Origin of the sequence: Aeromonas taiwanensis, assembly GCF_000820165.1 — a bacterium.
In the GTDB taxonomy this organism is placed as follows: Bacteria; Pseudomonadota; Gammaproteobacteria; order Enterobacterales; family Aeromonadaceae; genus Aeromonas; species Aeromonas taiwanensis.
Genome location: NZ_CDDD01000086.1, coordinates 1 through 17,259 on the forward strand (window position 1 = coordinate 1; position 17,259 = coordinate 17,259).

14 protein-coding genes and 1 other RNA gene are annotated in these 17,259 nt (G+C 63.0%); 10 read left to right on the top strand and 5 right to left on the bottom strand.

What is annotated here, in order from left to right:
- The 4 genes from BN1136_RS14880 to BN1136_RS14895 all read right to left on the bottom strand — a co-directional run.
- Nucleotides 1–1,060: acetyl-CoA carboxylase biotin carboxylase subunit (locus BN1136_RS14880; protein WP_043808803.1), on the bottom strand; the 1,060-nt coding region annotated here is incomplete at its 3' end.
- Nucleotides 1,061–1,169: 109 nt separating this feature from the next.
- Nucleotides 1,170–2,024: an enoyl-CoA hydratase-related protein gene (locus BN1136_RS14885; RefSeq protein ID WP_043760949.1), complete on the bottom strand. Its 855-nt coding sequence runs from the start codon at nucleotides 2,022–2,024 to the stop codon at nucleotides 1,170–1,172.
- A gap of 10 nt (nucleotides 2,025–2,034) precedes the next feature.
- Nucleotides 2,035–3,636: a carboxyl transferase domain-containing protein gene (locus BN1136_RS14890; protein ID WP_043760948.1), complete on the bottom strand. Its 1,602-nt coding sequence runs from the start codon at nucleotides 3,634–3,636 to the stop codon at nucleotides 2,035–2,037.
- Nucleotides 3,633–4,781, bottom strand: coding sequence for an isovaleryl-CoA dehydrogenase (locus BN1136_RS14895; RefSeq protein ID WP_043760946.1), 1,149 nt, complete (start codon nucleotides 4,779–4,781; stop codon nucleotides 3,633–3,635). Before BN1136_RS14895 ends, BN1136_RS14890 begins: the two co-directional genes overlap by 4 nt.
- Nucleotides 4,782–5,050: 269 nt before the next feature.
- On the opposite strand from BN1136_RS14895, the gene BN1136_RS14900 reads away from it, so the two are divergent.
- From BN1136_RS14900 to BN1136_RS14940, 10 genes are all read left to right on the top strand, one after another.
- Nucleotides 5,051–6,562 carry a CoA-acylating methylmalonate-semialdehyde dehydrogenase gene (locus tag BN1136_RS14900; protein WP_043760944.1) on the top strand — a complete coding sequence of 504 codons (1,512 nt, stop codon included), beginning with the start codon at nucleotides 5,051–5,053 and terminating at the stop codon, nucleotides 6,560–6,562.
- 38 nt (nucleotides 6,563–6,600) lie between these two features.
- Nucleotides 6,601–7,758, top strand: a complete 1,158-nt coding sequence (locus BN1136_RS14905) for an acyl-CoA dehydrogenase family protein (RefSeq protein WP_043760942.1) — start codon at nucleotides 6,601–6,603, stop codon at nucleotides 7,756–7,758.
- Nucleotides 7,759–7,889: 131 nt separating this feature from the next.
- The gene (locus BN1136_RS14910) at nucleotides 7,890–8,687 is read left to right on the top strand and encodes an enoyl-CoA hydratase (protein ID WP_043760940.1); all 798 of its coding nucleotides are present in this window, start codon (nucleotides 7,890–7,892) and stop codon (nucleotides 8,685–8,687) included.
- Nucleotides 8,680–9,780, top strand: coding sequence for an enoyl-CoA hydratase/isomerase family protein (locus BN1136_RS14915; protein ID WP_043760938.1), 1,101 nt, complete (start codon nucleotides 8,680–8,682; stop codon nucleotides 9,778–9,780). Before BN1136_RS14910 ends, BN1136_RS14915 begins: the two co-directional genes overlap by 8 nt.
- 40 nt (nucleotides 9,781–9,820) lie before the next feature.
- Nucleotides 9,821–10,753, top strand: a complete 933-nt coding sequence (gene mmsB, locus BN1136_RS14920; protein WP_043760936.1) for a 3-hydroxyisobutyrate dehydrogenase — start codon at nucleotides 9,821–9,823, stop codon at nucleotides 10,751–10,753.
- A gap of 61 nt (nucleotides 10,754–10,814) precedes the next feature.
- Nucleotides 10,815–11,573: an SDR family oxidoreductase gene (locus tag BN1136_RS14925; RefSeq protein ID WP_043760935.1), complete on the top strand. Its 759-nt coding sequence runs from the start codon at nucleotides 10,815–10,817 to the stop codon at nucleotides 11,571–11,573.
- A 368-nt stretch (nucleotides 11,574–11,941) separates the two neighbouring features.
- The gene (arcD, locus tag BN1136_RS14930) at nucleotides 11,942–13,378 is read left to right on the top strand and encodes an arginine-ornithine antiporter (protein WP_043760933.1); all 1,437 of its coding nucleotides are present in this window, start codon (nucleotides 11,942–11,944) and stop codon (nucleotides 13,376–13,378) included.
- A 92-nt stretch (nucleotides 13,379–13,470) separates the two neighbouring features.
- A complete protein-coding gene (locus BN1136_RS14935; protein WP_043760931.1) occupies nucleotides 13,471–14,259 on the top strand; it encodes a sulfite exporter TauE/SafE family protein in 789 nt (262 codons plus the stop codon).
- A gap of 102 nt (nucleotides 14,260–14,361) precedes the next feature.
- An RNA gene (ffs, locus tag BN1136_RS19975) (signal recognition particle sRNA small type) lies at nucleotides 14,362–14,458 on the top strand.
- A gap of 97 nt (nucleotides 14,459–14,555) precedes the next feature.
- Nucleotides 14,556–15,047: a hypothetical protein gene (locus BN1136_RS14940; protein ID WP_231557896.1), complete on the top strand. Its 492-nt coding sequence runs from the start codon at nucleotides 14,556–14,558 to the stop codon at nucleotides 15,045–15,047.
- A 14-nt stretch (nucleotides 15,048–15,061) separates the two neighbouring features.
- On the opposite strand, the gene BN1136_RS14945 is transcribed toward BN1136_RS14940, so the two are convergent.
- On the bottom strand, nucleotides 15,062–15,826 hold the full coding sequence (locus BN1136_RS14945) for a LuxR C-terminal-related transcriptional regulator (RefSeq protein ID WP_160171617.1): 765 nt from the start codon (nucleotides 15,824–15,826) through the stop codon (nucleotides 15,062–15,064).
- Nucleotides 15,827–17,259 lie beyond the last annotated feature (1,433 nt).

Sequence of the window (17,259 nt, forward strand, 5' to 3'; positions counted from 1 at the left end):
GGTGGTGCTGCGCGGCCACGTCTTCGGCATAGAGGCGCGCCTCCACCGCGTGGCCGCGCAGCACCACCTCCTCCTGGGAGAGGGGCAGCGGCCTGCCCTCGGCCACCGCCAGTTGCCAGGCCACCAGATCCTGGCCGGTGACGGCCTCGGTGACCGGGTGCTCCACCTGCAGCCGGGTGTTCATCTCCATGAAGAAGAACGCCTCCCCGCACAGCAGGAATTCGACGGTGCCGGCACCCCGATATTTGATGGCCCGGGCGGCGGCCACGGCGGCTTCCCCCATGGCGCGGCGAAGGGCTGGCGCTATGTTCGGCGCCGGCGCCTCCTCGATCACCTTCTGGTGGCGGCGCTGCAAGGAGCAGTCCCTGTCCCCCAGGTAGATGGCGTTGCCCTGCGTATCGGCAAACACCTGCACCTCCACGTGGCGGGCGCGGGGGAGGTAGCGCTCCAGCAGCACCTGATCATCGCCGAAGGCCGCCAGGGCCTCCCGTTTGACCGCTGCCAGGGCCTCGTCAAAGTCCTCTATCTGCTCGACCCGGCGCATTCCCTTGCCGCCGCCACCACTGGCCGCCTTGATAAGGAGCGGGAAGCCGGTGAGCCTGGCCTGATCACGCAATACCGCCAGGCATTGATCGGCGCCGTGATAGCCGGGCAGCACGGGCACCCCGGCTGCCTCCATCAGCGCCTTGGCGCCGGACTTGTCCCCCATGGCGAGGATGGCGGCGCCACTCGGGCCGACGAAGCGCAGGCTGCGTTGCTCACAGGCGGTGGCAAAGTCGCTGTTCTCGGATAGGAAGCCGTACCCCGGGTGAACGGCATCGGCCCCGGCCTCCTTGGCGATGCGCAGCACCTTGCCAGTGTCGAGGTAGCTCTCCCGGGCAGGGGCCGGGCCCAGATGCCAGGCTTCGTCGGCTTCACGCACATGCATGGCATGAGCATCGGCGTCCGAATAGAGGGCGATGGTGTGGATGCCGAGACGCCGTGCGGTCTTGATGATGCGCACGGCGATTTCGCCTCTATTGGCGATAAGCAGGCGCTGGATAGGAGCCTGATGTGTCATTGTTGCTCCTCGTTCATAAGGCTGCACAGTGGCCCGATGTCGTGATGCGCACAGCGATCATTCTCGCCGCGGTTGGCGATAAGCAGGCGCTGGATAGGGTGGTATTGAGTCATGTTTCGTCCTTGAAACGGGGGCGCCAGCTCGGGGGGCGCTTGTCAAAGAAGGCCTGGATCCCCTCCTGGGCCTCGAGTCCGACCCGGACCCGGGCGATGGTCTCGACCGTCCTCTCTTCGTGTTGGGGGCCTGGGTGCGCCTCGATGGCAGCCAGCAGCCGCTTGGTCTCCTTCATCGCCTCCGGGCCGTTCTGGCACAGGCGCAGTGCCATGGCGCGCCCTTCTGCCAGCAACTGATCGGGATGGCAGAGCCGGTGCACCACGTTGAGCCGACAGGCGGTGATGGCATCGAAGGGTTCTGCGCTCAGCATGTAGCGGCGGGCCTGGCGCGTGCCCATGGCGCGCACCACATAGGGGCTGATCACCGCAGGCACCAGCCCCAGGCTCACCTCCGAGAGGCAGAAGCGGGCATCGTCGCTGGCCAGCACGATGTCGCAGGCACAGACGAGGCCAAGCGCCCCGCCGTAGGCGGCCCCCTGCACCAGGGCCACGGTGGGGAAGGGCAGGGTGTCGAGGGCCTGCATCAGATGCGACAGTACCCGGGCATCCTCGCGATTCTTGTCAAAGGAGCTGGGGTCGAACTCCCCCTGGGCCATCTTGCGCATCCAGTTGAGGTCGGCGCCGGCACAGAAATGCGGCCCCTCGGCCCGCAGCAGCAGCACGTGGGGACGCTCGGCCAGGGGCTGGCCGTGGCAGTGGGCGAGATCGTCGAGGCAGTCGAGCAGCCCCTGCATCAGATCGGCGTCGAGGGCGTTGTGGCGGGCCGGTCGTGCAAGCACCAGCTCGATGAGCGGGCCGTGGCGCTCCAGCCGGAAATGGGCCAGGGGGTCATTGCAGAGCGGGTCTGACATGTTGCACTCCTTACATCCGGAAGATGCCGTACTGTTCCGGGCCACTTTCGGCCCCCTGGCACGCCGCCAGGGCCAGGGCCAGCACGGTGCGGCTCTGGGCCGGGTCGATGACGCCGTCATCCCAGAGCCTGGCGCTGGCGTAGTAGGGGTGACCCTGACGCTCGTATTGCGCGATCACCGGCGCGCGGATGGCGGCCACCTCCTGCTCGCTCAGCGCCTTGCCTTCCGCGGCCAGTTTGTCCCGGCGCACCTGCACCAGCACGCCGGCGGCCTGCTCGCCCCCCATGACGGAGATGCGGCTGTTGGGCCAGCTGAACAGGAAGTCCGGCTCATAGGCGCGGCCGCACATGCCGTAGTTGCCGGCGCCAAAGCTGCCACCGACGATCAGGGTGATCTTGGGCACCCTGCTGCAGGCCACGGCGGTGACCAGCTTGGCGCCGTGCTTGGCGATCCCGTCCCGCTCGGCCTGACTCCCTACCATAAAGCCGGTGATGTTCTGCAGGAAGAGCAGCGGGATGGCGCGCCGGTTGCAAAGCTGGATGAAGTGGGCCCCCTTCTGGGCGCTGTCGCTGTGCAGCACGCCGTTGTTGGCGAGGATCCCCACCTGCATGCCGCAGATCCGGGCAAACCCTGTGACCAGGGTGGTGCCGAACAGCGCCTTGAATTCGTCAAAGTCCGAGCCGTCTACCAGGCGGGCGATCAGCTCCCGCGCGTCATAGGGGCGCTTGAGGCTGGTGCCCACCAGGCCGTACAGCTCCTCGATGGGATAACAGGGGGGCTCGTAGCCGGGGTTGGTCTCTACCGGCTCATTGCCCAGATGGGTGACCAGGGTGCGGGCGATGGCCAGGGCATGGGCATCGTCCCGGGCCATGTGATCCGCTACCCCGGAGTGGGCGCAGTGAACCTCGGCGCCCCCCAGGGCCTCGGCGCTGATCTCCTCGCCGGTCGCCGCCTTGACCAGGGGCGGGCCCGCCAGAAAGATGGTGGCCTGTTCCTTGACCATGATGGACTCGTCCGCCATGGCGGGCACGTAGGCACCGCCGGCGGTGCACAGCCCCATCACCACCGCCAGCTGGGGGATGTTCTGGGCGGACATGCGCGCCTGGTTGTAGAAGATGCGGCCAAAGTGTTCCCGGTCGGGGAACACCTCGTCCTGCATGGGCAGGAAGGCACCGCCGGAATCCACCAGATAGAGGCAGGGGAGGCGCAGCCGCTCGGCGATGGCCTGGGCACGCAGGTGTTTTTTCACCGTGAGCGGGTAGTAGGTGCCGCCCTTCACGGTGGCGTCGTTCACCACCAGCATGCACAGGCGCCCCGAGACCCGGCCGATGCCGGTGAGGATGCCGGCGGCGGGCACCGGCTCGTCATAGACCTGCCAGCCCGCCAGGGCAGACAGTTCGAGAAAGGGGGAGCCCGGATCCAGTAACTGGTTGATGCGCTCGCGGGGCAGCAGTTTGCCGCGGGCCTGGTGGCGGGCGTTGTTGGCCGCACCGCCGCCCAAGGCTATCTCCTCCAGGCGGGCATTGAGATCGTCGACCAGTGCCTGCATGGCGGCCTGATTGGCCCCGTAGTCGGGGCTGGCCCTGTCGAGGCGGGAGTGGATCCTGCTCATGCATTCTCTCCCATCAGTTCGCGGCCGATGAGCCAGCGGCGGATCTCGGAGGTGCCGGCGCCTATCTCGTAGAGCTTGGCGTCCCGCAGCAGGCGGCCGGTGGGGTATTCGTTGATGTAGCCGTTGCCGCCGAGCAGCTGGATGGCGTCCAGGGCCATCTGGGTGGCGTTTTCGGCGGCAAACAGGATGGCGGCGGCGCAATCCTTGCGGCTGGTGCGCCCCTTGTCGCAGGCAGCCGCCACCGAGTAGACCAGGGCCCGGCTGCTGGCGAGGCGGGTATACATGTCGGCGAGCTTGCCCTGCACCAGCTGGAACTCGCCGATGGGCTGGCCGAACTGCTTGCGATCGCGCACATAGGGCAGCACCACGTCCATACAGGCCTGCATGATGCCGAGCGGCCCGGCCGCCAGCACCACCCGCTCGTAATCCAGACCGCTCATCAGCACCTTGACCCCGCCGTGCAGGGGACCCAGCAGGTTCTCCTGCGGCACGCGGCAATCCTGGAATACCAGCTCGCAGGTGCTGGAGCCGCGCATGCCGAGCTTGTCGAGCTTCTGGGCGGTGGAAAATCCCGGGGTGCCCGCCTCGACGATAAAGGCGGAGATGCCTTTGGCGCCGGCGGCGGGATCCGTCTTGGCATAGATGACGAAAGTATCGGCATCTGGCCCATTGGTGATCCACATCTTGTTGCCATTGAGCACGAAGTGATCCCCCTCGCGCACCGCGGTCAGGCGCATGCTCACCACGTCGGAGCCGGCCCCCGGCTCGCTCATGGCGAGCGCCCCCACGTGCTGGCCGCTCACCAGCAGGGGCAGGTAGCGCGCCTTCTGATCCGGGGTGCCGTGACGGTGGATCTGGTTAATGCAGAGGTTGGAGTGGGCGCCGTAGGAGAGGCCGACCGAGGCGCTGGCGCGGCTCACCTGCTCCATCACCAGCACGTGGGCCAGATAGCCGAGGTCCACCCCGCCATACTCCTCCGCCACCGTGATGCCGTGCAGCCCCAGATCCCCCATGGCGGGCCAGAGATCGCGGGGGAAGGCGTTGCTCTGATCGATCTCGGCGGCGCGCGGCGCGATCACTTGTCGGCAGAAGGCTTCGACCTGTTCGGTCAGGGCCTGGAGGGTCTCATCCATCAGGGCATGCATCCGTGCTCTCCTTGTGCTTGGGTCTCGATTGTTGGGACTCAACCTTGTTCGCCTGGTGCAGGGGGACTGGTCAGTCCATTCGTGATTTAAGTTTACGTTAGCGTAAACGTAAATGAGTTGTTAGTCTAAGGTAAATTCGTTGCCCGCCGACCGCAAGGGGCTCCCTTCGGGTGGGAAACGCAAGGAGCGAACATGATGATCAGCGTGTGCATGAGGGGGGCGGACCTGCGGTGCCCGGCCACTTTCTGCCAACCAGAGGAGAGGGCGGCATGAGCCAACACCATACCCAGTTCGGGGATCTGCCGCTGCATATCGGCGGCGAGCCCTGTCCATCCGCGAGCGAGCAGTGGATTGAAGTCAGCAACCCGGCGGATCAGAGCCTGCTGGCGCGGGTGCCTAAGGCTACCCCTGCCGAGATCGAGCACGCGGTACGTACCGCCCACGATGCCTATCTGTCGTGGCGGGAGGTGCCAGCCTCCGAGCGGGCCCGGGTGATGTTCAACTACCAGCACCTCTTGAAGGTGCACCACGACGAGCTGGCGACCCTGCTGGCCCAGGAGACCGGCAAGAACCTGGCGGACGCCAGGGGGGACGTGTGGCGCGGCATCGAGGTGGTGGAGCAGGCCTGCGCCATCGCGAGCCAGACCCTGGGGGAGACCATGGGCAACGTGGCGCGCCGGGTGGACGGCCACTCCTGGGTGCAGCCCCTCGGGGTGTGCGTCGGCATCACCCCCTTCAACTTCCCGGCCATGATCCCGCTCTGGATGTTCCCGCTGGCGGTGGCCTGCGGTAACGGCTTCGTGCTCAAGCCCTCGGAGCAGGATCCCCTCACTCCCATGCGCCTGGCCGAGCTGTTCATGGAGGCAGGGGCCCCCAGGGGCATTCTCTCGGTGGTGCACGGCGGCGCCGAGCAGGTGGATGCGCTGCTCGCCCATCCTGACGTCAAGGCGGTCAGCTTCGTCGGCTCGGCCCGGGTCGGGGCCCATGTCTATCGCACCGCCACCGCCCAGCTCAAGCGGGCCCAGTGCTTCGTCGGTGCCAAGAACCACATGGTGATCATGCCGGACGCCAACAAGGCGCAGGTGATGAGCAACCTGGTGGGGGCCGGGGTCGGTGCCGCTGGTCAGCGCTGCATGGCCATCAGCGTGGCGGTGTTCGTGGGGGGGGCCCGGGAGTGGATCCCGGAGCTCGCCGCCGAATTTGCCAGGGTGAAGCCCGGTGTCTGGCACGATCCCGACGCCGCCTACGGCCCCCTTATCAGCCCGGAGGCGAAGGTCAGGGTGGAGGGGCTCATCGAGGCGGGGATCGCCGAGGGGGCAGAGTGCCTGCTGGACGGGCGCTTCTGTGACGTGCCCGGCTACCCGGTGGGCAACTGGGTGGGGCCGACCCTGTTTCGCGGTGTGACGCCCCAGATGCGCATCTACAGGGAGGAGATCTTCGGGCCCGTGCTGGTGTGTCTCGAGGTCGGCAGCCTCGACGAGGCGCTCTCCCTCATCAACGACAACCCCTATGGCAACGGCACCTCCATCTTCACCGGCTGCGGCGCCGCTGCCCGCAAGTTCCGCCACGAGGTGGCGGTAGGCCAGGTGGGGATCAACGTGCCCATCCCGGTGCCGCTGCCGTTCTTCTCCTTCACCGGCTGGCGCGGCTCCTTCTACGGGGATCTGCACGCCTACGGCAAGCAGGCGGTGCGTTTCTACACCGAGACCAAGACGGTGACCGAGCGCTGGTTCGACGAAGACATTCCCACCGGCCCCAACATGACCATACAGCTGCGTTGAGTGGCCCGAACGATCGAGACAACAAGGAAGCAGACAAGATGGATTTTAACCTGACCCCGGATCAGCAGGCGTTCGTCGAGGCGGCCAGCGTCTTCGCCGAGGAGGCGCTCAAGCCCCACGCCGCGCGTTGGGACAAGGAGCACGAGTTCCCCATCCCGACCATCAAGGAGGCGGCGGCGCTCGGCTTTTGCGGCCTCTACACCCCGGAGCAGTATGGCGGGCTCGGTCTGCCGCGCCTCGATGCCAGCCTCATCTTCGAGCGCCTCGCCATGGGCTGCACCTCCACCACCGCCTATCTGACCATCCACAACATGGTGAGCTGGATGCTGGGCAGCTGGTTGCCTGCCGAGGTGGCCGAGGAGTGGGTGCCGAGGCTCGCCAGCGGTGAGCTGCTGGGTTCTTATTGCCTCACCGAGCCGGGGGCCGGATCCGATGCGGCGGCCCTCAAGACCCGCGCCTTGCGCGATGGCGATGATTACGTCATCGACGGCAGCAAGGTGTTCATCTCGGGGGCGGGCAGCACCCAGGTGCTGGTGGTGATGGCCCGCACCGGTGGTGAGGGGGCGAAGGGGATCTCCGCCTTCATGGTACCGGCCGAGACGCCGGGGGTGAGCTACGGCAAGGCGGAGGAGAAGATGGGCTGGAACAGCCAGCCCACCCGGGAGGTGAACTTCAGCGCCGTGCGCATCCCTGTCCGCTACCGGCTGGGGCAGGAGGGCGAGGGGTTCAGATTCGCCATGCAGGCGCTCGATGGCGGGCGCATCAACATCGCCACCTGCTCGGTGGGCACCGCCCAGCAGGCTCTCGACGATGCCCTGGCCCATGTGCAGCAACGCCAGCAATTTGGTCACCCGATCAGCGAATTCCAGAGCGTGCAGTTCCGTCTGGCCGACATGGCCACCGAGCTCGCCGCTGCCAGGCTGCTGGTGCGTCAGGCGGCCGCCAGGCTCGATGAAGGCAGCCCGGACAAGAGCGCCTGGTGCGCCATGGCCAAGCGCTTTGCCACTGACGTGGGTCACCGCGTCTGCGACGAGGCTCTGCAACTCTTTGGCGGCTATGGTTATATCCGCGAGTACCCCCTGGAGCGCTACCTGAGAGACACCCGGGTACACCGTATTCTGGAGGGGACGAACGAAGTGATGCGCCTCATCATCGCCCGCCGCCTGCTGGCGGATCCCGGTCTGTCGCTGGGTTAGCCGGGTGAGGCGAGCTTGCCGACCCGGGTGGAGGGATCCACCCTCTACGCCGCCCGTTGTGTGAGCGCGTCGAATGTTGGCTCCATTCAACTCTGTCATCATGGGCAGGTTTCAATGACAAGGACGATGCAATGACAAGGATCAGGCTCGAATACCAAGGTCACGTGGCCTATATCACCCTCGACCACCCGCCTGCCAACACCTGGACCCTCGCCAGCCTGCAGGCCTTCCTGCAGATGATGGTGGAGCTGGACAGCCGCCCCGACGTGGTGGCCCTGGTGATCCGCGGTGCCGGTGACAAGTTCTTCTGCGCTGGCGCCGATCTCAAGATGTTCGCCGACGGCAACGTCGAGCACGCCCGCGACGTGGCCGAGGCCTTCGGCCGCGCCTTCGAGGCGTTGGCCCGCTTCCACGGGGTCAGCATCGCCGCCATCAATGGCTATGCCATGGGGGGCGGACTGGAAGTGGCGCTGGCCTGCGACATCCGCATCGCCGAGCAGCAGGCCAAGCTGGGGCTGCCGGAGGCCTCGGTGGGGCTCCTGCCCTGCGCCGGCGGTACCCAGCGCCTCACCGAGCTGGTGGGGCCGGGCTGGGCCAAGCGGATGATCCTCTGTGGCGAGAAGGTGAGTGCCACCCTGGCCTACGAGATGGGGCTGGTGGAGGAGGTGGTCAAGGAGGGGCACGCCTGGGAGGCGGCGCACCAGATGGCCCGGCTGGTGGAGCGCCAGAGCCCGAGCGCCCTGCGCGCCTGCAAGACCCTCATCAACCAGGGGCGAAGCGGTCATCGGGATGCGGCGCTGCCGCGCGAGCGCAGCCTCTTCCTCGAGCTGTTTGAGGATGCCAACCAGCGCGAGGGGGTGGCTGCCTTCCTCGAGAAGCGTGCCCCGCACTGGCACTATGACAAACCCAGGGGAGAGGCCCATGAGTGAGCCCGTCGTCGTCACGACCCACCCCACCGCAGACGACCGCCAGATTTGTGTCCTGACCCTGGACAGCCCCGCCTCCCTCAATGCCCTGAGCCTGCCGATGATCCAGTCGCTGCAGGCGGCGCTCACCGCCTGGGAGCAGGACCCGTCCATCGTCTGCGTGCTGCTGCAGGGGGCCGGCGAGAAGGCGTTCTGCGCCGGCGGCGACATCCGCTCCTTCTATTACCGCAAGCAGGAGGCGAGCGAGTCGGAACTGTTTGGCTACGCCCGTGACTTCTTCGAGCAGGAGTACCGGCTCGATCACCACATCCACCGCTACACGAAGCCCCTCATCTGCGTGGCAGACGGCATCTGCATGGGGGGGGGCATCGGCCTCTTTGCCGGGGCCGCGTTCCGGGTGGTGACCGAGAAGAGCCTGTTCGCCATGCCGGAGGTGACCATAGGCCTCTACCCGGACGTGGGGGCCAGCTGGTTCCTGAGCCGGATGCCGGGGCGCCTCGGACTCTGGCTCGGTCTCACCGGCGCCCGCTTCAACGGGGCGGATGCCCTGGGGCTGGGGCTCGCGGATCACGCCATGGCAAGCCGTGAGCGGGCCGAGCTGCTGCCCCGCCTTGCGGCCCTCGACTGGTCCGCCGACGCCAGCGAACAGATAGAGGGGCTCCTCGCCGGCTTGCAGCGTGGGCTCGGCCAGGCGCTGCCAGCCCCCGTGATCCTGCCCCATCAGGCCCGCATCGATGCACTCCTGGCTGGCCGCTCCCTGCAAGGGGTGCTGGAGAGGCTGGCGTGCGCCGAGCTCGATGAACCGGTGCTGGCCCAGGCCCGGGCAACCTGCCAGGGGGGCAGTCCCATCAGCCGCGCCATCCTCTGGCGCCAGTTCTGGCAGGCGCGCCGCCAGTCCCTGGCCGAGGTGTTTGCCGACGAGCTGACGCTCTCGGTCAACTGCGTGCTCAAAGGGGACTTCGTGGAAGGGGTACGGGCGCTGCTCATCGACAAGGACAAATCCCCCCGCTGGCAGGCGCCGCAAGGAGGCGAGGCCTGGCTGGATGCCTTCTACCGCTGGCCCGAGGGGAAAAATCCCCTGAGCCCTGCCTGCTGAGGCGCGGGACGCACGAACGGAACATATCAAGGAGCAGATCATGACAAGGATTGGATTTATCGGGCTTGGCAACATGGGGGGGCCCATGGCCGCCAACCTGGTCCGGGCGGGGCACAGGGTACAGGTGTTCGACCTGGTGCCGGAGAGCCTGAGCCGGGCGATCGCCGCCGGCTGCATCGCGACCACCGATGCCCGGGAAGCGGTGAGCGACTGCGATCTGGTCATCAGCATGCTGCCCGCAGGGGAGCATGTGCGCAGCCTCTGGCTGGGCGAAGGTAGCGGTGAGCAGGGCGGCCAGGATCTGCTGGCGGCCCTGCCGGCGGGCACCCTGGTCATCGACTGCTCCACCATAGACGTGGCCTCGGCCCGCCGGGTGGGGGAGGCGGCGAAGTCGCGCGGCATCCGCTTCATCGATGCCCCTGTCTCGGGGGGCGTGGCCGGCGCTGCGGCAGGGACGCTGACCTTCATCGTTGGCGGCGAGGCGGCGGACTTCGAGGCGGCCAGGCCCGTGCTCGCCTCCATGGGGCAGAACCTGTTCCACGCCGGGGCGCTCGGGGCGGGCCAGATCGCCAAGATGTGCAACAACATGCTGCTCGCCATCCACATGGCGGGCACTGCCGAGGCGCTGGCCCTCGGGGTGAAAGAGGGGCTGGATCCCGCCGTCCTCTCCACCATCATGGGCAAGAGCTCGGGCAACAACTGGAGCCTGGAGCGTTACAACCCCTGGCCCGGGGTGATGGAGAACGCCCCGGCGTCGCGCAACTACCAGGGGGGCTTCATGACCCGGCTGATGGTGAAAGACCTGGGGCTCGCGATGGCGCTTGCCGAACATGCCCACAGCGCCGTACCCATGGGAGCCCTGGCCCGCAACCTGTTCAACCTGCATGCGGCCAAGGGACCGGACACGCGGGATTTCTCCAGCATCGTCGAACTCTATCGAGATGCGGAGCTGGATCAGACCAAGGCGGGTTGAGCCGGCGCGGCCATCCCCTTTATCCACCCATTTATGGCCGGGCAACCGGCAAGGAGCATCCATGGATATCACGCAGAAGGTCATCGCCATCACGGGGGCGGGCAGGGGGCTCGGCCGCGCCATCGCCCTGAGCCTCGCTGAGCAGGGCGCGGTGCTCGCGCTCATCGACGTCAACCGCGCGGATCTGGAGGTGACCGAGGCCGAGGTGCGCAGCCGTGACGGCCGCTGCGCCCTCTTCGTCTGCAACGTGGCGAGCGAGCCCGAGGTGGAGGCGACCTTCGCCGCCATCGACGAGCAGTTCGGCGTCCTGCACGGCCTCATCAACTGCGCCGGCATCCTGCGGGACGGCATGCTCATCAAGGTGAAGGAGGGAGAACTGCTGGAGAAGATGAGCCTGGCCCAGTGGCAGGCCGTCATCGACGTCAACCTCACCGGTACCTTCCTGTGCGGCCGCGAGGGGGCGGCGCTGATGGCGCGAGGAGGGCAGGGTGTCATCATCAACATCTCTTCCATCGCCCGGGCCGGCAACATGGGCCAGAGCAACTATGCCGCCAGCAAGGCGGGGGTAGCCTCCCTGGTAGTCACCTGGGGGCGGGAGCTGGCCCGCCACGGCATCCGGGTGATGGGCATCGCCCCCGGGGTGTTTGCCACCGACATGACGGCGGCCATGAAGCCCGAGGCCATGGCCCGCATGCAGCAGGCCATCCCGGTGGGAAGCCTGGGGGAGGCGGCGCAGCTGGCCCACACGGTACAGTTCATCCTCGCCAACGACTACCTGTCGGGTCGGATGATCGAGATAGACGGGGGACTGCGGCTCTAGCCCCGCGCTCGCTCATGGTGACCACTGCGCCCCGGATCCCGGGGCGTTTTCATGAGCCGTGCCAGCAGCCCGCAGGGATGAATAGCCATGCAGCCTTTTTCCTAAAAACCCCGGGTCACATCATGGAAAAACGTGAAAGATCAACGGGTCTCTCTTAATTTGAACCAGCTCACAGGCGAGGTGAGTGAGTGCTGTAGAATTGCGCGCGGTCAAGACGGTGCGTGATTGGCGCTGCGAAGGATTGCGGTCGGAATAGTCATGCAATATAGTTGCCGCCTTTTTCACGGGGTACGGATCTTTCGCCCCTCCCATGTCGCGCGCTGTATGAATACGGATGCTCAGCCGCCGCCTAAGAAAACAGGTTTGAGATGGACAAGAAACTGGGGCTCGGTGCCCTCATTTCGCTGGTGATCGGCTCCATGGTCGGTGCCGGGGTCTTCAGTCTGCCACAAAACATCGCGGCGCATGCCAGTGCCGGGGCCGTCGCCCTGGGATGGACCATCACGGGGATCGGCATGATCTGCCTCGCCCTGGTGTACCAGAACCTCTCCATGCGCCGTCCGGATCTCGATGGCGGCATCTTCAGCTACGCCAAGGCAGGGTTCGGTGACTTCGTCGGCTTCAACGCAGCCTGGGGCTACTGGCTGTGCCAGCTGCTGGCCAACGTCTCCTACGCCATCGTGGTGTTCAGCGCCCTGAGCTACTTCTTCGATACGCCTGACAATGTCATCTTTGGTGACGGCAACACCCCGATCGCCATCACCCTCGCGTCCCTGCTCATCTGGTCGGTGCATGCTCTGGTGCTGCGCGGCATCCAGGTGGCGGCGCTGGTGAATATCGTCACCACCATCGCCAAGATGGTGCCCCTCATCGTCTTCTGCGTCGCCATCCTGCTCGCCTTCAACATGGAGACCTTCACCCTGGATCTCTGGGGGCAGGGGAGTCCCGAGCTCGGCTCCGTGATGGATCAGGTCAAATCCACCATGAAGGTGACCCTCTGGGTCTTCATCGGCATCGAGGGGGCCGTGGTGGTCTCCGCCCGTGCCCGCCACCGCAAGGACGTGGGCCGCGCCACCGTGCTGGCCCTGCTGGGCGCCCTGGCGCTCTATGTCATGGTCACCCTGTTCTCCCTGGGGGTCATGAACCAGCCGCAGCTGGCGGCCCTCAAGAATCCCTCCACCGCCATGATCCTGGAAGCCGTGGTCGGTCCCTGGGGCGCCTGGCTCATCAACATCGGCCTGGTGATCTCGGTCATGGGGGCCCTGCTGAGCTGGACCGTGCTGGCGGCGGAAGTGCCTTACATCGCGGGCAAGACCGGTGTCTTCCCGGCCTGGTTCGCCAAGGAGAACAAGAACGGCTCGCCCCAGGTGTCGCTCTGGTGCTCCACCTGTCTGGTGCAGATCTTCCTCATCATCATCTACTTCCAGAGCAGCACCTACCTGGCGCTGGTCAACATCGCCACCTCGGCGGCCCTGGTGCCCTATGTCTTCTCCGGTGCCTACGGGCTCAAGCTGGCGATCCAGGGCACCACCTACGAGCAGCAACCCCATCAGCGCAAGCGTGACCTGCTGCTGGCCCTGGTGGCCACCGCCTACGGCTGCTGGCTGGTCTATGCGGCGGGGGTGGAGTACCTGCTGCTGGTGGCGCTGCTCTACAGCCCCGGCATCTTCATCTACTGGAAGGCGCGCCAGCACCACGGCCTGCGCAGCCTCAACCGGCTGGAGCAGGGGATGACGGCGGCCCTGCTTGGCTGCGCCGTGCTGGCCTTCTACAAGGTGATGGACGGTACCATTCCCCTTCATTAATCGGCACAATAAAGAGATGGCCTGGCGCCATCTCTTTTTTTATGGGCATTGGCGGTCGAGTTGACCGCCAATTTATTAGCGAAGGAAATTTTATGCTGTTTGTGGGGTATCTGGTGTTGGGGGCCTTCGCGGGCATGCTGGCCGGGCTGTTCGGGATCGGAGGCGGGCTCATCATAGTGCCCGTGCTGGTGCTGAGCTTCCACGCCCAGGGCGTGGCCCCGGAGATCATCACCCACCTGGCACTCGGCACCTCGCTCCCCACCATGATCTTCACCGGTTTCAGCTCCCTGCGGGCCCATCAGGAGGCCGGGGCCGTCGACTGGGTGATGATACGACGCCTCGGGGCGGGCATGCTGCTCGGGGCCTGGCTCGGCGGCATGACGGCAAATCTGCTGAGTGCCAGCACCCTCAACATCATCATCGGCTGTTTCGCCTGGACCATGGCGCTGCAGATGGGGCTCAACCTGAGGCCCAAGGCGGAACGTCGCATGCCGGGACCGGTTGGCACCGGGATCGCGGGCAGCATCATCGGCTGGATGTCGGCCCTCTTTGGCATCGGCGGCGGCTCGCTCACCGTGCCTTATCTGAGCTGGAACTCGGTGCCCATGCGCAACGCCGTGGCGGCCTCCGCCGCCTGCAGTATGCCCATCGCCCTGGCGGGCAGCCTGAGCTACCTCTACGCCGGTTGGGGGAACCCCGATCTGCCCGAGTGGAGTGCCGGCTACATTTATCTGCCGGCCCTCGTCGGCATCGTGCTCACCAGCACTCAGTTCGCCCGGTTCGGCGCTAGGCTGGCACACCGGCTGTCACCCGCACGACTGAAGCAGGCCTTTGCCCTCCTGATGCTGGTGGTGGGGGCCAAATTCATGCTGTTTAGCTGAACCCTTGCCCAGATTGTTGAAAAATAAGGCGAACGGCTCGCGCTGCGGCAGAAAGCCATTGCATTGACCGGCCAGTTTGCCTATTCTCCTCGCCGGTGGTCCTATTGGTCCTCTCGCATTGATAACCCGTCGACCTGGTCAGGACCGGAAGGTAGCAGCCAAGGCGGGGGACTCGAGTGCCGGGATGTGGCTGGTAGGGCCACCACTTTTTTCTGCAATTCAATAAGTTACAGCTAATAGCCCCCTTCAGACCTCTTGGTAATCCACTTTGTGTGGATGAATCAGGAGTCTTCTCTGTGAATCTCTGGCTCAGTCCCCACGGCATCTGGTATTACCGGAAAGTGACCACGCTCCCCTGTGGTCGTCGTAAAGAGATCAAAAAATCCCTGCATACCCGAGACAAGCTGACGGCACGAAGCAAGGTTGCCCAGTTGCTTGCCTGTGTGCGTTCCAGACCCAAGCCCAATCAGTTGCCTGCAGACGCCACAGTCGACCGACAAGAGCAATCAGCAGCCCAGCCGATGACTCCGGCGATCAAACCGCGTGCTCCGCTCCTGTCGGTCCTGAGTGACCGTTATCAGAAAGAGAAGGCCCTCTCCTGGGCACCCAAAGAGCGAAAGAACCAGAAAAACTATCTCGGTTCCTTTATCGAGGCACTCGGCGACAAGCCAGCGGCAGGCTACAGCAAGGCTGATGTGGTCAAGTTCAAGGAGGGGTTGCTGAACTCTGGCAAGAGCCCGGCCACCATCAACAAGTATCTGCAGAAGCCGGGGCGATTCAGATGGTGATTCAGGGGGGTAATTCAGCTCACAAACATCAAAAGTCTCATCATTGATGCAACAAGATCGTCAGCCAGTATCGAAAATGAGGATACCCAGCACAGGAAACGCTGTGGCAGATTTTCGTTAGCCCATTGCACCGCCTGCAAACGATTCCGCACACCTATCTTCTTGAATATTCGATAGAGATGAGACTTGGTGGTGTTTTCACTAATATAAAAACTGGTTGCAATATCATGATTGGAGTGACCCAGGCACAACTGGTTCAATATTTCCAACTCTCTCTTGGTCAAGAGACAGTTGGAACTTGACGCTAAGGCACAATTTTTAATTTGCTTGCGATATAAGTCAGCCAACATATCACGTGGTATCCAGAGCTCCCCCAGCAGAATTTTCTTGATCCCACATGCCAAGCATTGAGGTAAGTCTGAGGAAAAAAAGACCCCAACACAACTGGGCCATTGCAGCATTGACCATATATCGACATGTGGTTCTGCATTTAACAAGGCTACAATGTGTTTCTGGTTTGTGGTTTGACTGTAAGCCTGCCATTCGATTAACTCTTTTCCCTTGATGGTAGCCATGTCAATCAACCATAAAACGGCCTGAGCTAAAGCATCTGGTGGGCATTCTGGAGAGGGGCTGGTATGAATGCATTGGACGGTAATTTTTAACTCTTGGGACAAATAGCTAGACAACATACTGGTCTGCAGTGATGGCTCTGCTACAAGGAGTAAAGTGATGTCCCTGTCCTTCATCTCCTGTATCTGCTGCATCTGCATATGCATATGCATCTCCGGCATCATTTTAACGTAGCCTCATAGCCAAGAATAGGGATAAGCATAGACCATCACTGCATGGAGTGAGCAACAGGAGATATCGCTTAATTTTGTGCGAACACGTGAATAGAAACGGTACTGTTCCCGACTCGTGTTAGAAAGTCTTTTGACTTCAACAAGGAACGTCCAATGGGGTTCATTAGAGTTCATTTCAGCCGCCAAAGAACCACGGTAATCTGAAATTAGGTGCCATTCGGATTGCAAGTCATGACACATCTATCTTCATAGCTACCTTAAATAATATCAAAAAATGGTACTAATATGTTTTTGGAATAGCGTCTTCCTTGCAGCCCTCTTCGGCGTTTAGAGGAATAGCCATTTCGATGGTACCGCTCCTTTGACGGTGTGGGCATGTTTCTCGTCGTCCCTATGTTCGTCCATATCGGAGTTGAGTGCAGTCTCGACGGTGAGTTCGGGCAATGGCTGGCTCAGGGCTCCGGGAACCTGTTCGGACTAGATGTCTTTGGCCTGCCAGCAGTCAGTGCTTTGAGTTTCTCTTGGACTATTTGCTGACTCACGAAGGTATCTTTTTGAAAAAATTAATTATTATTGTGTGGTTACACGATTGGGTTTACAAACTCCAGGCATCCGTATCAGCCATTTGGGGGCTTGTTTTGTTTGATGACTAGTCAGAACGTCCAGGTTGGACTGAGTTTCCTGCCTTGAATGCTACTGTTCGAAACAGTTTTTAAACTCGAGCGAACATTCAAACCCACAAAATGTCATCAATGTTTCAAGTAGATGTTTTTATTGGTGTTTGTAAATTAGGGTGTGGGGGAGGAATATGTAAATTTCAGTTTTTCAGGTTATTGCAAGCCTATCAAGCTAGGTTTCATGCATCATAATGTTAAAACTAAAGTATGCCCTTGGTATTAACTGCGTGGAGATTAAATTCATCACATTTCATGATGGCAGCATTTGAATAGTGCCCCAATAATCAAACGCGTAAGATGTTGACAATATGGATGCGGGAAGCATATGGCTAGTAGCAAGATTGATGTACTGTTATAGCTCTAATATGCAACTGAGTTGTGATATCAGCATCAATTATCGTTTTCATGACTTCAAAATATGTAAAGAGTCACCGGGTTGTTTTTAATGGTGGTGGGCCAAGTTATTTCAAATTTGGCTGGCTGCTGGCTTTGTATTGATTTAGGTAATACCGATGGAAATTATCGGTAGACATACGTTATATCGCAACATTGGCATATAGGATGCTTTGCATTAACTATTTCAACTTGAGTTGAAAATGGTTTCAATTCGATGATGGAAGGTGTTTGTTCTCACCTCCCGTCAAGGAGTGAGTTATGTCACCTATTTCTTGCTTTCACAGCGTCAAGAGAAGGCTGGGGGCTAATTTGCATGCCCCGTAAAGACCAAAA

Bases quoted from the DNA above. Each gene is read 5' to 3' on its own strand.
- BN1136_RS14885 (WP_043760949.1), bottom strand. From the start codon at position 2,024: ATGTCAGACCCGCTCTGCAATGACCCCCTGGCCCATTTCCGGCTGGAG.
- BN1136_RS14910 (WP_043760940.1), top strand. From the start codon at position 7,890: ATGACAAGGATCAGGCTCGAATACCAAGGTCACGTGGCCTATATCACC.
- BN1136_RS14905 (WP_043760942.1), top strand. From the start codon at position 6,601: ATGGATTTTAACCTGACCCCGGATCAGCAGGCGTTCGTCGAGGCGGCC.
- arcD (WP_043760933.1), top strand. From the start codon at position 11,942: ATGGACAAGAAACTGGGGCTCGGTGCCCTCATTTCGCTGGTGATCGGC.
- BN1136_RS14925 (WP_043760935.1), top strand. From the start codon at position 10,815: ATGGATATCACGCAGAAGGTCATCGCCATCACGGGGGCGGGCAGGGGG.
- BN1136_RS14890 (WP_043760948.1), bottom strand. From the start codon at position 3,636: ATGAGCAGGATCCACTCCCGCCTCGACAGGGCCAGCCCCGACTACGGG.
- mmsB (WP_043760936.1), top strand. From the start codon at position 9,821: ATGACAAGGATTGGATTTATCGGGCTTGGCAACATGGGGGGGCCCATG.
- BN1136_RS14895 (WP_043760946.1), bottom strand. From the start codon at position 4,781: ATGCATGCCCTGATGGATGAGACCCTCCAGGCCCTGACCGAACAGGTC.
- BN1136_RS14915 (WP_043760938.1), top strand. From the start codon at position 8,680: ATGAGTGAGCCCGTCGTCGTCACGACCCACCCCACCGCAGACGACCGC.
- BN1136_RS14945 (WP_160171617.1), bottom strand. From the start codon at position 15,826: ATGCATATGCAGATGCAGCAGATACAGGAGATGAAGGACAGGGACATC.
- BN1136_RS14900 (WP_043760944.1), top strand. From the start codon at position 5,051: ATGAGCCAACACCATACCCAGTTCGGGGATCTGCCGCTGCATATCGGC.
- BN1136_RS14935 (WP_043760931.1), top strand. From the start codon at position 13,471: ATGCTGTTTGTGGGGTATCTGGTGTTGGGGGCCTTCGCGGGCATGCTG.